The sequence below is a fragment of the Fictibacillus sp. UD genome, from assembly GCF_043558025.1.
Taxonomy (GTDB): domain Bacteria; phylum Bacillota; class Bacilli; order Bacillales; family Fictibacillaceae; genus Fictibacillus.
This window is the reverse complement of sequence record NZ_JARUHH010000002.1, coordinates 396,481-411,845: the sequence shown is the minus strand read 5'-3', so window position 1 is coordinate 411,845 and position 15,365 is coordinate 396,481. Positions and strand designations below refer to the sequence as shown.

The window sequence follows — 15,365 nt, the reverse complement described above, 5'->3', positions numbered from 1 at the left end:
CCCTCGTACTAAACGGTGGGCTTTTTGCTTTCAAGAACCTCTTTATTCACAAGTAGTTATGGTTAAGTGGATACTGCATATCAACATTCAAACCTTCATAGAATAGCAGAGGCCTGATTATTATATAGTGTGCGGAGGAGACGTATGAAAATTCTTCTGTTATCTGGCGGTTCTGGAAAAAGACTATGGCCATTATCGAATCAGATCAGATCCAAGCAGTTTCTGAAACTCTTAAGTACAAAGAACAACAAATATGAATCCATGCTCCAAAGAGTATGCAGACACTTGGATTCTGTTGGGCTTCTTTCGTCTACTTCCATTATTACGTGTCAAGATCAAGTGGATATGATTTATAATCAGCTTGAAAATAAGGTGCCGCTAATTATTGAACCTGTACAAAAAGGAACGTTTTCTGCAATCTCACTAGCAATCACTTCTTTTAACTCACTGCCGAAAACCAATGTTGAAGACTTGGTTTGTGTACTACCTGTTGATACTTTTGCGGAAGTATCTTTTTATCATTTGTTAAAAAGAATACCTCATATTCTCCAGAAATCACAAGCTGACCTTGCACATTTAGGTGTAGAGCCACAATTTCCTTCTGATCAATTCGGTTATATTGTTCCTGATCGTAATACGAATAAGACGGATGACAATTATCAAATTAGTCATTTTATTGAAAAGCCAAGTACCAATATAGCGTTACAACTGATTAAAAAGAATGCCTTGTGGAATTGCGGGGTCTATGTTTTTTCAATCAGGTATATGATTCAATTTTTAAAACATCTAAGTTTTCCTACAGACTACGACCAAATGCTAAAGATTTATCGTGAACTGCCTGATGTAAGTTTTGATCAAATGGTCGCACAACAAAGCAAGCGTTCAATAGTTATTCCTTATCAAGGACAATGGGATGATATTGGAACATGGGGTGCATTAAGTAGACATATGAAGTCACATGAAATAGGTCCATGCAAACTATCACAAGACTCGGTAAATACACATATTATTAACGAGCTGCACCAACCCATCTGTGTTATCGGTATATCAGATAGTATGGTCGTAGCAGGACCTGATGGAATTCTTGTTGCCCCAAAAAAACGAAGTTCTGATGTTAAGAAGTTCATAACTGATGAACCTCCACGTTATGTAGAAAAACGGTGGGGAAATTATAGAGTTTTAGAAAAGTCGATAACGAATGAAGGCAAACAGTCTATAACGAAAATGATAAACATCCTGCCAGGCTGCAACATAAGCTATCAATGGCATAAGGAAAGACAAGAGATTTGGACAATCGTTTCTGGAACAGGGGAATTTATATTAAATAATCAATTAACTAGCATCAAAGCTGGAGATGTTCTTCAAATTGCTCAAGGTTCCAAACATGCTGTTAAGGCTGTTACACCTCTACAAATCATAGAAGTTCAACTCGGTTCCTTGCTATCCGAAGAGGACATTACACGAATTACTTATTCATGGGAAGAGGCAGTACAACTCTGTAATTAAGGCGGGTTGTTTATGATTTCAGTGATATGCTGCACGATGAGACCACAATTTATGGACAATGTGTTTCAAAACTATAGCAATCAAAAGTGGAGTGAAAAAGAACTTATCATTATTTTAAACAAAGATCATTTAAATATAAATAAATGGAAAAAGGAAGCAGAATCCTACAAACATGTCTCAGTCTATCAGCTGCCTGAATCTCACACATTAGGTGAATGCTTAAATGCAGCCATTCAAAAAGCAAAGTATGATTACGTGGCAAAATTTGATGATGATGATTATTATGCTCCGCTTTACCTCAATCACGCCATGGAAACATTGCATGAGACAAAAGCTGATGTTGTGGGAAAAAGAACAGTTTATATGTATTTCAAAAATGAAAAGCTACTCGTCGTAAACAACCCGAATCGGGAGAACATGTTCGTTAGACAAGGCTTGAAAGGAGCAACTCTTTTTTTTCATAAAAAGATATGCGAGAGTATCGAGTTTCCCAAATTAAACCTTGGTGAAGATACTGTTTTTTTGAATCAGTGTGTGAATAAAAATCTTAAATTGTATTCTGGTGACAAAAGACATTATGTTTGTTTACGTTCTTCAAATTCAAATCATCACACCTGGAATGTCAGCAATACCGCACTCAAAAGAAAATCATCAAGCGTTTGCTTTACGGAAGATTACAAGTCCATCATTCACGAATAACAAGTAAACGAATCTACTAAAAAGGAGATTGCGATGAAAAGCTATCAAGTGGTGTGGAGAGGACCAGTGCTGGATGCCACAGGTTATGGAACGGCAAGCAGGGAATACGCCCTCGCTTTAGACAGGCAGGGAATAGATGTGAAAATTGAAACCTATACTTGGAATTTTCCTTATAACATGCAAGATGAAAAGAAAAAGAAAAGGCTGCAGCAACTCATTGATAAACCAATTTCAAACCAAAAACAAAAAATATTAATCTATCATTCTCCACCCGCAGTTATTTGTAAAAAAGAAAAAAAGGAATTTGACTTCTGCATTCTTAATACCGTTTGGGAAACCACTCGGATACCTGATACATGGCTGCCTATCCTCTCCACATTTGATGCCATTTCTGTTCCGTGTACGCATAATGTACATGCTCTGAAGAACAGCGGTGTTCGTATTCCGATATTCCTGGTGCCGCATGGAGCGGACACGAAGTTGTTTAACCCAGACAATAATAGAATTACGCTGAATGAAGCAGATGACAAATTTGTTTTTGTATCCATCTTTGATTTTCAGCATCGAAAGAATCCTGAAAGTTTACTGCGTGCTTATTGGGAAGAGTTCACAGCGAACGACCGTGTACTGCTAGTGATCAAAACATATGGCAGTTCACGTAAAAAAATAAGAACAGCCATTATGAACTATAAAAGGAAATTGGGGCTTGTTGAAACTGCACCGATTTATATAATAACTGGAATATGCAGCGAGACTGAACTAAAAGGAATTTACACCGCAGCAAATGCGTTTGTCCTCCCAACAAGAGGGGAAGGTGTAGGACTGCCTTTTATTGAAGCATTATCAAGCGGCATACCTGTTATTGCAACTGGGTGGGGCGGACAGATGGATTTCTTAAACAAACACAACTCGTTTTTAATTGACTACGAGCTAATGAATCCTTCCACCAGCATGAATAGTGATCACGCCATCTCCACCATCTACAGAGAATTTGCAGAAGACGGACAGCTTTGGGCTGAAGCAAATGTTGAGCATATTAAAAAGCAAATGAGATTCGCCTATGAAAACCCCGATCTTTGCAGACAAAAAGGAAGACAAGGCAGGAGAGATATGCAACAAATGACATGGGATCGAGCAGGCATCTCACTAAAACAAATGGTTGAGAAGATAATAGGTTCCTAATGTATGAGCTTATCAATTTCGGTCTTCATATTTTCTACAATGCTGTTCCAAGAATAGTTCTTGTTAATATAGTGCTGTCCTTGTGCAGCCACTATTTTTAATAAGTTTGGATCATTTGAATAACGATTCAGTTTATAAGCAAAGTCTTCTCTTTCTGTATGAATATAGTGTTTCATGTTAGTCAGATTTAAACCTCGCACACCGCAAAGAGTAGAGAACAGAGGTATTCCTGCAGATAAGTACTCTAGTGTCTTTATGTTTACGCCAGCTCCTGTAAACATGGGATTAATCGCTATATCAGACTCTGAAAAGAGTTTTATTTTTTGTTTGTGCCGAACCCTTCCTAAAAGTTTAATGTTGTGTTTGGCAGTTGAGTTTGAAAAAGGAGCACAGCATCCTCCAGCAATTACAAAGTTAATTTGTGTACACCTTTCAGCAAGGTGATGCACGATAAAATCTACAGATTCAATGTTTGGCGGATAATCTGCTCCAATAAAGAATGCAACAGGTTTTTTATCGAACTCTTCTTTTCGCGGAAGCCATCCATAAGGATTTATCCCATTAGGAGCGATTTTAACTTTAGCAGGGTTGGCTTGATACATTTTAGTGAAATGATTTTTTTCATTTTCAGAAGTTGAGAAAACAAGATCGGCACCCGTAACCAATTTCTTTTCCAGGTCGAAAAGGGTGGGTAGATAGTTTCGTGCCTTCTCATTTTTCCAAATTTGTTCAGCTAGCCTATATTCGTGATTGTGGCTGTTATACATCCTTGGCTTATGGTCTTTTCCGATATACGAATCAACGCCTAATAAAAATGGTGACTCATGAACAATTAAATGACTTGAAGGATAGAGTGTATCAAAATGCTTTTTGAACAATGTGGGGTATTTTGAAAGTTCGGTTTGTATAATCATTGCAAATTCATACGTTAATTCGTTATGTTGTAGCTTTTGGACAACCTTATTGTAGTAAGGGTCTTTAGGGACTTTATATTCTCTAAAAGTGGGAGAATGATGGAAAACTCCCTGCTTGTGGCCAAATGTTTGTGAAAGAAGTGTAATATCGAAATGTTTGCTGAGTTCTTCATAAATGTGGAAATACCTTAGTGTGCCGCCACTCGTCGGAGGTGTGACAGTTGGAAAATGATTTAAAACCAAAAGTCTTTTCATCGTTTTTCATTCCTTTTCACAACACGCCGAAAAACATTCAGTGTCTCTTTTGCACAGTTTTCCCACGAAAAAATCTTTGAGCGCTCGATTCCTTGTATAATCATTTTTTTTCTGATCTCTGGACCTGAAATTTTCAACACTTTTAAAGCAATATCTTCAGGATCTTCTGGATTAAATTTGATGGCTGCATGACCTGCTATTTCTGGAATACTTCCTCTATCGGAACAAACAATAGGACACTGTGCTTTCATGGCTTCCACTAAAGGAATACCGAAACCTTCATAAAGAGAGGGAAAGATCATGAACGATGCGTTGGAATAAAGAGATGGCATATCCTCTCGTGGGACGTATCCTAAGATATTTACTTGCTCTTTCAGTTCATTTTCTTGCAGGAAATCTAGTACAGATTGATAAACACGGTTATCGCTAGATGCATATCCCGTAAGAACTAGAGGTATACGCTTTTTAAAGGTATCTCTGAGAACAACTAGTGCTTTAAGCAGGCTGATGTGATTTTTATGTGGATTATAGCTGGAAGGGTAGATCGCGTATCCTTCTTCAAGTGAGTATTTTTTCATTATTTTCTCTTTAAGAACATCAGTAGGGAAATTACGGAATACCATTGGAGCATCTTGATATACTGCATAAATTTTTTCCTTTGGGATGTGAAGGTTCTTTGCAATTGCATTTCTAGAAAACTCCGAAACAGTTAAAACGGCATCGAACGAAGGTGCAAAATGTTGATAATACCGATTGTTTTCAATGAGCTCACCCTGAACGAATTGTGGATAAGCAGTATGGAGAACATCATGAATAGTTGCTATTGAAGGAACTGGTACGTTTGGAATGTACGATTTGTGTATAGGTGAAAACCAAAGATCGAGTTGACACTCAGCAATTAATGGATAAATCGAGTCATGAACTTTGTATTCTTTTATCATCAATTTTTTTAATCGATCCTGATAATCAGGAAACAGGTCTCTGCATGGTCTTGTAAGAAATAAGAATAACTTTATATTCTTGTCCATCGTTAATAATTGTGAAATAAGATGGGTTACATATTGTTCAACCCCGCCAAATCTGTCATTGGTAAGTGATAACAAGTTCACACCTATTCTCATATGTATCCTCCTCATTACATATTTGCCTATTCAATTTCAAACTAATTATATGTTCAAGAATACGATGACGTGTGCATACATTGTTAAGAACGTAAAATACATTGCGCCCATTCATTCTAATCAGCACACTCATTAATCATGGTTGAAGGTTAAGACAGTCGGTGCAGAATAAATAAAGGAGTGAACATGGATGAGTGATAAGAAAGTAGAAAGAAGGAAAGTTAAAATTACAACAGGACCTTTTCTTGTTCCAGAAGAAGTGGATTCGGAACTACAAGGGGGCAGGGAAAACGACAGAATTATTATTATTCTTAAGAACCCAACAGACGAATACTTAAAAGTAAAAGTAAAACTGGGTATTTGCTTAGAACCTAAAAAAAGTCCCAACGGCTTATTTAATGTATATAAAGACATTGAAGAAAAAGAAGTAAGTTTAGGGTGGTTCAATTTAAAACCACATTCGTGCACAAGAATTGAAAGAAACAAACCCCGAGATCTTGGTGCAGGTAAAGATGAGCGGAATGCCGTTTTTCGTATAACAGCTAAAGGTGATTTCAATGTTTGCTCTCGTGGGGATACAGTGCTTTGTGGTCTAGCTGAAATTTCTGTAATCGGCGGAAGTGTTTTTAATTTTCAAGAGCCAGGACTTGAGCAAGCAGATGCAGCGCTGTTCTTTCCTTTCAGAAATTTTGTAGTATGCAAAAGTTACGATTAATATAAAGCTCTTTTCGTATTGCGCGAGAATCCTGAAACGGAAATCACATACTTAGCAACAATGTATGAAAAATAGTCTATGTAAATAAATCAGGCAGCTCCTAATCAGGAGTTGTCTTTATTTATTTAATCAATTAAGGTAATTCCATTAGAGGGGATAAGAATGATTTGCAGAAAATAGAAAATAAAGAAGTCAATCGTTTAATAAAGGGAGTGCTATGTATGTACGAACAAAAAACAAAAGAAACCAATCATAGTGTTGTAGAGTTTATTGAAAATGTAGATAGTCCGAAAAAGAGAGAAGATGCCTATAAGCTTCTTGATATCTTTACGGAAACAACAGGTTTTGAAGCTAAGATGTGGGGGCCAAGTATTATTGGGTTTGGCTCGTACCATTATAAGTACAAAACCGGGCATGAAGGGGACGCGCCACTAGTCGGGTTCTCGCCAAGAAAGGCGAAGATCAGCCTCTACTTTGCACCAGGAGATCCTAATCGTGAAGAGTTGCTGAGTAAGTTTGGTAAACACACAACAGGTGCGGCATGTGTGTACATAAATAAGCTGGCAGATGTTGATGTTGATGTGTTAAAAGCGATGATTCAGCAATCCGTAGACTTTTTGCTAAGAACATACCCCCAAGAGTAGTGTAGAAAAGAAGGAAAGGAGCCCGAAATGGACTCCTTTTTAAGTGGAATTATTATTTGTGTTTTTTCTTGCAGCCGCAGCTTTTTTTCTTCTTTTTCTTGCATTTCTTACATTTTAAATAGATATAGCTTGAAGAAGAAGATTCACATTTGTGTTTTTTCCAACAACCCATCAAAATCACCCCGTTTATTTTCACAACACGATTAACCTGTGCTGGTACTACATCATATGCACGGAGTGGACAAGTTGTTTAGACGCATGAACAAGTCATTTGTTTTTTATGAAAATTCAACAATAGAATTTTAAAAACATGCTATCATTAAACAAAACAATAGGAGTTGAGTGAATATTGAAACAAGAGATTATGGAACGATTTATCACATATGTAAAAGTAGATACACAATCTAACGGAAGAAGTGAAACGACTCCTTCAACGGAAGGGCAGTGGACGCTAGCAAACATGCTGGTGGAAGAACTAAAGGAAATCGGCATGCAAGAAGTTACAGTCGATGAAAACGGCTATGTAATGGCAACTCTTCCATCCAATACGGAAAAAGACGTCCCTGTCATCGGATTCCTTGCCCATGTCGACACAGCGACGGATTTTACAGGAACGAACGTAAAGCCGCAGATCGTCGAAAACTATGACGGGGAAACGATCACATTAAACAAAGACTTACATATTGAACTATCTCCAAGCGATTTTCCGAGCTTAAAAGATTACAAGGGACACACTTTAATCACAACAGATGGCACAACACTGCTTGGTGCAGATAACAAAGCAGGAATCGCTGAAATCATGACGGCGATGAAGTACATAATTCAACATCCAGAAATCAAGCATGGAAAATTAAGAGTAGCGTTCACACCTGACGAAGAGATCGGCCGTGGTCCGCATAAGTTCGATGTTGAAGCGTTCGGAGCGAAGTATGCGTACACGATGGACGGCGGGCCACTAGGTGAGCTTGAGTATGAAAGCTTTAACGCGGCTAGTGCGAGAATTCGGATTTTGGGTAAGAATATTCACCCAGGATCAGCTAAGAACAAGATGGTGAACTCAGCGAAAATTGCGATGGAACTGCAAAGCAAATTGCCAGCCGAAGAAGCTCCAGAACATACAGAAGGATACGAAGGGTTTTATCACCTGACTGGATTAAAAGGCGGCGTGGAACAAACGGAAATGTACTACATCATCCGTGACCATGACAAAGAACTTTTTCAAAAAAGAAAGAACACGATTCAAGCGATTGTAGATGAACTGCGCGGAAAATATGGTCAGGATAAGATTACGTTAGAAATGAACGACACCTATTACAACATGAAAGAGAAGATTGAGCCGGTAAAAGAAATTGTTGATCTTGCTTCAAAAGCAATGAAAAAGCTTGATATCGAGCCAAACATCAAACCGATTCGCGGTGGTACAGACGGTTCGCAGTTATCATTCATGGGGCTGCCGACGCCGAATATCTTTACAGGCGGGGAAAATTACCACGGCCGCCACGAATACATCTCAGTCGATAACATGATCAAAGCAACACACGTTATTATTGAACTTGTGCAGTTGTTTGAGCAGGAAGCATAAACGATACAAAGCTAGCCGATTCAGGTTAGCTTTTCCTGTTGTTTTTGCTGGGTGTTGGGTAGCGAATAGCTGAGATGAGGGGAAAGGGCAGGTTCATGCTTGTCGAGTAATGTCGACTCGCCGATATATGGGCAAAAGTCGCCGGATTATAGCTGAAACTCGCCGGAAAAACTTCAAAATTTCTAGAATTCATTCAAAAATTTCTAGAATTATTGAAGTATATACCCCACCTAGTATAAGAGGTGAGCGTTTTAAGAGCGTATCAACACCTACTGTTGAACTTATAAGAAAGAATGAGGAGGCGCTGTAGATGAGCTATCCTATCCGAGTAAGAGCGGGCGCGTTGATTATCGAAAACGACGCGATTTTGTTGATTGAGTTTGATGATCAAAATGGACTTCATTACAACCTGCCTGCGGGTGGTGTTGAAGCACATGAATCCGTGAAGGAAGCGGTAAAACGAGAAGCGAAAGAAGAGGCATCTATTGATGTAACTGTCGGTTCACTCGCATTTGTTTATGAATATGCGCCACACTTGGCGGATTACCGATATGGAGAGACACACTCGTTAGGGCTCATGTTTGAATGCACGCGAGATGAGGACACAGAACCTTCTTTGCCTTGTCAGCCAGATCCGAACCAAACGGGAGTGAAATGGATTCCGTTACGTGAGCTGGATAGTATCGTGTTATATCCAAGAGTACAGAAACAGATTTTGGCGTACGTAAAAGAAAAAGCGAATGGTAGTTATATTGAAGAACAAGATTTAGAAGAGTATCCAATTATCTTGTAAAGTTCAATTTATAAAATTCAGAAAAATAGCTGTCATTAACACATCGAAATCTTTATACTATAGATACATAAATAAACTCATCAGTCGTTTTTAATATATTCTTAAGGAGGATACACATGGAGTCGTATTTTTTTGAACGAAACAGAAGCAGATTAAAAGAATTGCTGCCTGATGAATCATTAACCATTTTATTCGCTGGTAAAGCACCGCAAAAGTCGGCGGATGAACATTACCCTTTCGTGCCAAACCGCAACTTCTACTACTTAACGGGGATTACCGATCAGAACGTAATGCTGCTTTTAAAGAAGAGCGGCACACAATTTGAAGAAACGCTTTTTATTGAAAAAGCGGATCCTGTTATGGAAAAGTGGGTTGGTAAGACGGTTTCAAAAGAAGATGCTGAAAAGCTCTCAGGAATCAAAGACATCAAGTATGTGGATAGCTTTGAGTCAACGATTGATGGCAACTTTTTCACAAATCAAGCGAAGCACGTTTGTTTGGATTTAGAGCGCCGCGGCTGGAACGGTGAGCCAACAAGTACCTCACTATTTGCAAAACACATTCGTGAGCACTACCCGCACGTTACCATCCACAACGTGTACCACGAGATCTCGGGACTTCGCGTGTTTAAAACAACAGAAGAGATTCAAAAGATTAAAGAAGCCATCGCGATTACGAAAGAGGGCATCTACAACGTGCTGAAGCACGCAAAAGCTGGGATGATGGAATATCAGCTGGAAGCTCATTTCGATTTTACATTAAAGTCAAACGGGATCCGAGATTATGCGTTCAAGACCATTACGGCAAGCGGAAAAAATGCGACGGTCCTTCACTATGAGCACAACAATGCCCGTACGAATGAAGGAGAGCTCGTGCTGCTCGATCTTGGTGCACAAAAAGATTATTATAACGCCGATATCAGCTATACGTTTCCAGTAGACGGCAAGTTTTCTGACCGCCAAAAAGTGCTGTACAATATTGTACTAAAAGCTTTAAAAGAAACAACAGCGATCATCAAGCCAGGTCTTGAGTTTGCAGAACTTAATAAGTTTGCAAAGAAAATTCTGGCAGATGAGTGCAAGAAAATTGGCTTGATCCAGGAAGACGAGGAGATTTCAAAATACTATTATCATGGTGTCGGCCATTTCCTAGGTCTCGACACGCATGACGTTGGTTCGTATAAAGATCGCATCTTAGAGCCAGGAATGGTGATTACGATCGAGCCTGGATTATATATTGAAGAAGAGTCGATTGGAATACGTATCGAGGACGATATCTTAGTGACGGAAGACGGATTCGAAAACCTATCAAAAGATATCATTCGTGAAGTGGAAGAGATTGAAGAGTTTATGGCGACAAAAGGTGTTCAGGCTGTTCAAGCATAATAGAGGATGAGAAGAGGTGTAATAACCTCTTCTTTTTTTTACTCAAGAATAACAAATGACAAAAATAAATATTTGTCATTTGTTATTATGTGAGGTATGATGTAAGCAACATGATATGGAGGGAACAATAATGAAAACAAGAAAAATTGGAACAAATGGTCCTGAGGTTTCATCAATCGGATTAGGTTGCATGGGAATGTCTGATCTTTATGGGAACGCGGACAGAACGGAAAGCATCGCAACGATTCACGAAGCACTAGAAAAAGGTGTTACGCTTTTTGATACGGGTGATTTTTACGGAGTGGGCCACAACGAACTGCTTTTGCGTGAAGCTCTACAAGGAACAAAACGTGAAAATGCTTTTATTGCAGTTAAAACAGGGGTGCTCCGATCTCCAGATGGCGGCTGGATTGGAATGGATAACCGTCCGCAAGCGATTAAAAATGCATTAGCTTACACCCTTCAACGTTTAGGAACAGACTATATCGACCTTTATCAGCCAGCACGAGTGGATCCAAACGTACCAATTGAAGAAACGATCGGTGCGATGAGTGATTTAGTTAAAGCAGGTTATGTAAAGCACATTGGCCTTTCTGAAGCGAATGCAGAAACGGTTCGTAAAGCACACGGTGTTCATCCGATCAGCTGGCTTCAGATCGAGTACTCACTGTTTAGCCGCGGAATCGAAGCTGAAATCCTTCCAGCATTACGCGAGTTAGGCATTTCTCTTTCTGCATACGGCGTGCTTTCAAGAGGATTATTAAGTGGAAAGTGGACGAAAGAGCGTCAAGGTCAGATCGACTTCCGCTCGTTCGCACCTCGTTTTATGGGTGAAAATCTGGATCAAAACTTAGCATTAGTTGAAGCGTTGCGTCAGATTGCCGAAGAAAAACAAGCAACAGTAGCGGAGATCGCGATTAGCTGGGTATTGTCTCAAGGCGAAGATGTGATTCCATTGATTGGAGCACGCAAACGCACGCACTTAGCAGATGCGTTTGGTGCGCTGAAATTAGAGCTGACCACATCAGACCTTGAAAAAATCGAAGCAGCTGTTCCAGCTGACAAAGTAGCGGGAACACGTTATGCTAAAGAACAGATGGCAATGTTAGGAGTAGAGTAAGAAATGGCAGAACCTTTAACGAGGGAACAAATTTTAGATACAACAGAACAAGTTCTTCGCCGCTTCGGATTGGATAAAACTTCAGTTGTTGATGTAGCTCGTGCGCTCGGTGTGAGTCATGGGACATTGTATCGTCATTTTGCAAGCAAGGCTGCGCTAAAAGAAGCGGTTGCTGAACGCTGGCTTCATGAGGTTTCTACGCCACTCGGGAAAATGGTTGGTGAAGATGGGTCAGCGTTTGATAAAGTAAGAAGCTGGATCGAGAGACTCATTCATATCAAGCAATCGAAGGCGAAGGAAGACCCGGAATTGTTTGCGATGTATAACGCGCTTGCTGAGGAATCCGTTGAGGCAATCACCGCACATATTCACGAACTGATCGCTCAATTAACAAAAATAGTTGAAGAGGGTATTCAGGGTGGCGAGTTTCATAAGGGGAATGCTCATGAACAGGCTGCAGCTCTTTTTTATGCTACGGCTCGGTTTCATCATCCAGCGCTTGCAAAAGAATGGGCTTCACCTCATATTAAGCAAGAATTTGAACATGTGTGGAGTTTAATTATGTCAGGTCTAGTAAAGAAATCATAAAAGAGGCTGCTTCAAAGGGGGATTTACCTTTTGAGCGGCCTTTTTTATAGAAATCAGATGTCTTTACTTTTTATTTAAACGTCGAATCCATTCACCAATAAATGAGATTTTCGCATTCTTTGACTTTAACGGCCTAAGTGAACGACCTGAAAGATACATCTTGATGTTTTTCCATAAAACTAAACCTTGCTCCGCGCGACTTTCAGCAACATTCGAATTCCCTGCAATCGTGATACATTTCCCCGCGCCAAACAGAAAAGGAAATTCAGTATTCTGCAACGTATCCTCAACGACCATTAAGCCTTGATTATCAACAGGTACTAATGCTTGCATAAAAAGAGAAACCTTCATTTCAATATCAAAAGAAATCACATCGAAACGGTAAATTTCACCAGAAAAGCTCAACAGCATTTTCTGTAAAGGATCAAATGAGATAATCGTATCTTCTATAAAAGTTACGTTAGCTTTTTGACATAATGCGGTGACATCCGTTCGATTATTTTCGTCAGCTATCATTGCGATCTCGATATCTGTAAATTTCTCTTTTTGTAAATGCTGAAGAACCGACAAATGCACTTCTCCAGCTCCAATTAATAATAATTTAGTCAAAACAAAACACTCCTGAATGAATGATGGTGTGTCTATCATATCGATTTTTCATATCGATGGCTAATCAAACTATCTGCACAAGTGATAAATGATAGATCTAAATTGTAGGGGGTCTGTCCCCGGGACAGACCCCCTACAATTTAATTCACACTTACAAACGCTTCAGTGGTTTCTTCAATTCCTTGTTTTAAGATAGAAATCATTTCGCTAAGCTCCTCTTTCGAGCTTGCAAGCGGGGGCATAAAGACAACAACATCACCAAGTGGCCTTGTTAACATGCCAAGTTGCCTCATCCGTAAAGTTGACTTATACCCTATGCGTTCTTGCCATGGAAAAGGCTTCTTCGTCTTTTTATCCATCACGAGCTCAATGCCGCACATTAGCCCCAGCTGGCGGACATCACCAACATGTTTTAATTCCTCAATATCTTGTAGTTCAAACGCTATATATGCCATTTTTTCTTGCACTTTATCTATCAAGTTTTCCTGTTCGTATATTTTTAGATTGGCAAGTGCTGCCGCGCAGCCAAGCTGGTTTCCTGTGTACGAATGGCCGTGGAAAAAGGTTTTAAAGTCTTCGTATTCCCCATAAAAAGCATCATAAATTTCTTCAGTTGCCATGGTCGCAGCAATCGGTAAATATCCCCCGGTTATTCCTTTTGCAATTGTCATCAGATCTGGTTGAACATCCTCGTGTTCCACTGCAAACATTTTACCCGTTCGGCCAAAGCCAGTTGCTACTTCATCTACAATCAAAAGAATATTAAACTTTCGGCAAAGCTTTTCGACACCTTTCAAATAGCCAGGTGGCATAATATTCATTCCGCCTGCTCCTTGAATAAGAGCTTCTACCGTTATGGCCGCGATCTCTTCATTGTGCTTCTCAAATATTTTGTGCAGCTCATCCAAAGCTTCATCACGAATAACATCTAAATGCTCATTCTCATGGCGATAAACAAGAGGAAAAGGAGCCTTAATGGATTCGAACATAAGAGAACCGTACACGCGGTGATAAAGATCTATGGCTCCTACAGAAATAGCACCGACTGTGTCTCCGTGATATCCGTTAGTCAACGTTACAAATTTTCGCTTAGAGGTATAACCTTTGTTCTGCCAATATTGATAAGCCATCTTGATTGCAATCTCAACAGATTCAGCACCGCTATCTGAATAAAAGGTACGTGTTAAGTTACTCGGTGTAATCTCTACCAATTTTTTTGCCAGTTCAATGGCTGGAACATTCGAAGCTCCGAGCAGGGTAGAGTGCGCGATTGAATCTAGCTGCTTTTTGATTGCCTCATCAATCTCCTTTTTTCGGTGACCGTGTATATTCAGCCAAAGCGAAGAGTAGCCGTCCAAGTATTCATTTCCGTAAATGTCTCTTAGTCTAACGCCTTCACCGCTCTCAATAATAAGAGGATCTCGTTCGTAATCTGTCATCTGTGTAAAAGGCAGCCATAAATGTTTTTTGCTGTTCTCTAAAAGGGTCTGCTGGTTCATCGTGTTAGATTCTCCTTTTTATGTAATGGTGCAAATAGTGATTGTGTCGTGCTTGGCTCTTGAAAAGCAATCTCTAAATCATGCAGAGGTGGTACGATGCCGAGTACCGGTACACCAGTTAATCGCTGAATCACTTGGATGTTATCTTTTTCAATCGTTTCGTCTTCGCTATGTATGCTGTTTAAAATGACACCTTCAATTGGTATGGCAGCTGTCTTCAAAGCCTTAATGGATAACACAGTATGATTAATCGTGCCGAGACCCGCACGGCCAACGAGTATCACAGGAAGTTGCAGATCTTTCATCAGGTCAATCATGCAATAGTCTTCCTGAATCGGAACGATCACTCCTCCTGCGCCTTCAACCAAAACCATCTCGTGATCTCTTCTGAGAAAGGCAACGTGCCTGTGTATGCTTCCGAGATCGAATCTTACATTCTCTTCTTCTGCGGCAAGGTGCGGAGAGCTCGCCTTCTTTAAAACATATGTACATGCTTGCGCCAGATCGAGCTGCGGCAGAGCTCTTTTATACATCTGGACATCGGGCGAAACGAGCGCTCCATTTTCCAAAACACCACCGCTTTGGATCGGCTTATATGGAAAAACATCTACGCCTATATTTTTAAAATAAGAGACCATCAAACTCGTAACAACCGTTTTTCCAACGTCAGTATCTGTTCCTGTAATAAAATAACCAGCCATTGTTAACCACCTCTAGATTATATGTCAACCTAATTTACATTTAAGTTAACAT

The 15,365-nt window shown here is 39.7% G+C and carries 15 protein-coding genes; 10 read left to right on the top strand and 5 right to left on the bottom strand.

Annotated elements, in window-relative coordinates:
- Positions 1 to 144: 144 nt before the first annotated feature.
- The 3 genes from P8610_RS05810 to P8610_RS05800 are packed head-to-tail and all read left to right on the top strand — an operon-like array spanning position 145 to position 3,387.
- On the top strand, positions 145 to 1,506 hold the full coding sequence (locus P8610_RS05810) for a sugar phosphate nucleotidyltransferase (RefSeq protein WP_394603498.1): 1,362 nt from the start codon (positions 145 to 147) through the stop codon (positions 1,504 to 1,506).
- Positions 1,507 to 1,518: 12 nt separating this feature from the next.
- The gene (locus P8610_RS05805) at positions 1,519 to 2,205 is read left to right on the top strand and encodes a glycosyltransferase family 2 protein (protein WP_394603497.1); all 687 of its coding nucleotides are present in this window, start codon (positions 1,519 to 1,521) and stop codon (positions 2,203 to 2,205) included.
- Between the two features lie 33 nt (positions 2,206 to 2,238).
- On the top strand, positions 2,239 to 3,387 hold the full coding sequence (locus P8610_RS05800) for a glycosyltransferase (protein ID WP_394603496.1): 1,149 nt from the start codon (positions 2,239 to 2,241) through the stop codon (positions 3,385 to 3,387).
- Here P8610_RS05800 and P8610_RS05795 read toward each other — a convergent pair.
- On the bottom strand, positions 3,384 to 4,556 hold the full coding sequence (locus tag P8610_RS05795; protein ID WP_394603495.1) for a glycosyltransferase family 4 protein: 1,173 nt from the start codon (positions 4,554 to 4,556) through the stop codon (positions 3,384 to 3,386). The genes P8610_RS05800 and P8610_RS05795 overlap by 4 nt on opposite strands.
- Positions 4,553 to 5,677, bottom strand: coding sequence for a glycosyltransferase family 4 protein (locus P8610_RS05790; protein WP_394603494.1), 1,125 nt, complete (start codon positions 5,675 to 5,677; stop codon positions 4,553 to 4,555). The genes P8610_RS05795 and P8610_RS05790 overlap by 4 nt, the downstream gene beginning before the upstream one ends.
- A 190-nt stretch (positions 5,678 to 5,867) precedes the next feature.
- Here P8610_RS05790 and P8610_RS05785 point away from each other — a divergent pair, with 190 nt between their 5' ends.
- From P8610_RS05785 to P8610_RS05755, 7 genes are all read left to right on the top strand, one after another.
- Positions 5,868 to 6,392 (top strand): hypothetical protein, encoded by a 525-nt coding sequence (locus tag P8610_RS05785; protein ID WP_289496471.1) that lies wholly within the window; start codon positions 5,868 to 5,870, stop codon positions 6,390 to 6,392.
- A gap of 221 nt (positions 6,393 to 6,613) precedes the next feature.
- Positions 6,614 to 7,036, top strand: a complete 423-nt coding sequence (locus P8610_RS05780; protein WP_394603493.1) for a DUF1801 domain-containing protein — start codon at positions 6,614 to 6,616, stop codon at positions 7,034 to 7,036.
- A 364-nt stretch (positions 7,037 to 7,400) separates the two neighbouring features.
- Complete coding sequence (gene pepT / locus P8610_RS05775) at positions 7,401 to 8,618, top strand: peptidase T (protein WP_394603608.1); 1,218 nt, start codon at positions 7,401 to 7,403, stop codon at positions 8,616 to 8,618.
- Between the two features lie 310 nt (positions 8,619 to 8,928).
- Positions 8,929 to 9,411, top strand: coding sequence for an NUDIX domain-containing protein (locus tag P8610_RS05770; protein ID WP_394603492.1), 483 nt, complete (start codon positions 8,929 to 8,931; stop codon positions 9,409 to 9,411).
- Positions 9,412 to 9,527: 116 nt separating this feature from the next.
- Positions 9,528 to 10,796, top strand: coding sequence for an aminopeptidase P family protein (locus tag P8610_RS05765; protein WP_394603491.1), 1,269 nt, complete (start codon positions 9,528 to 9,530; stop codon positions 10,794 to 10,796).
- Between the two features lie 130 nt (positions 10,797 to 10,926).
- Positions 10,927 to 11,916 (top strand): aldo/keto reductase, encoded by a 990-nt coding sequence (locus P8610_RS05760; protein ID WP_394603490.1) that lies wholly within the window; start codon positions 10,927 to 10,929, stop codon positions 11,914 to 11,916.
- 3 nt (positions 11,917 to 11,919) lie between these two features.
- A complete protein-coding gene (locus P8610_RS05755) occupies positions 11,920 to 12,504 on the top strand; it encodes a TetR family transcriptional regulator (protein WP_394603489.1) in 585 nt (194 codons plus the stop codon).
- A 63-nt stretch (positions 12,505 to 12,567) separates the two neighbouring features.
- On the opposite strand, the gene P8610_RS05750 is transcribed toward P8610_RS05755, so the two are convergent.
- The 3 genes from P8610_RS05750 to bioD all read right to left on the bottom strand — a co-directional run bounded on the left by P8610_RS05750 (position 12,568) and on the right by bioD (position 15,313).
- Positions 12,568 to 13,113, bottom strand: a complete 546-nt coding sequence (locus P8610_RS05750) for a hypothetical protein (RefSeq protein ID WP_394603488.1) — start codon at positions 13,111 to 13,113, stop codon at positions 12,568 to 12,570.
- A gap of 140 nt (positions 13,114 to 13,253) precedes the next feature.
- Positions 13,254 to 14,612, bottom strand: a complete 1,359-nt coding sequence (gene bioA, locus P8610_RS05745; RefSeq protein ID WP_394603487.1) for an adenosylmethionine--8-amino-7-oxononanoate transaminase — start codon at positions 14,610 to 14,612, stop codon at positions 13,254 to 13,256.
- A complete protein-coding gene (gene bioD, locus P8610_RS05740) occupies positions 14,609 to 15,313 on the bottom strand; it encodes a dethiobiotin synthase (protein WP_394603486.1) in 705 nt (234 codons plus the stop codon). The genes bioA and bioD overlap by 4 nt, the downstream gene beginning before the upstream one ends.
- Positions 15,314 to 15,365: the final 52 nt, after the last annotated feature.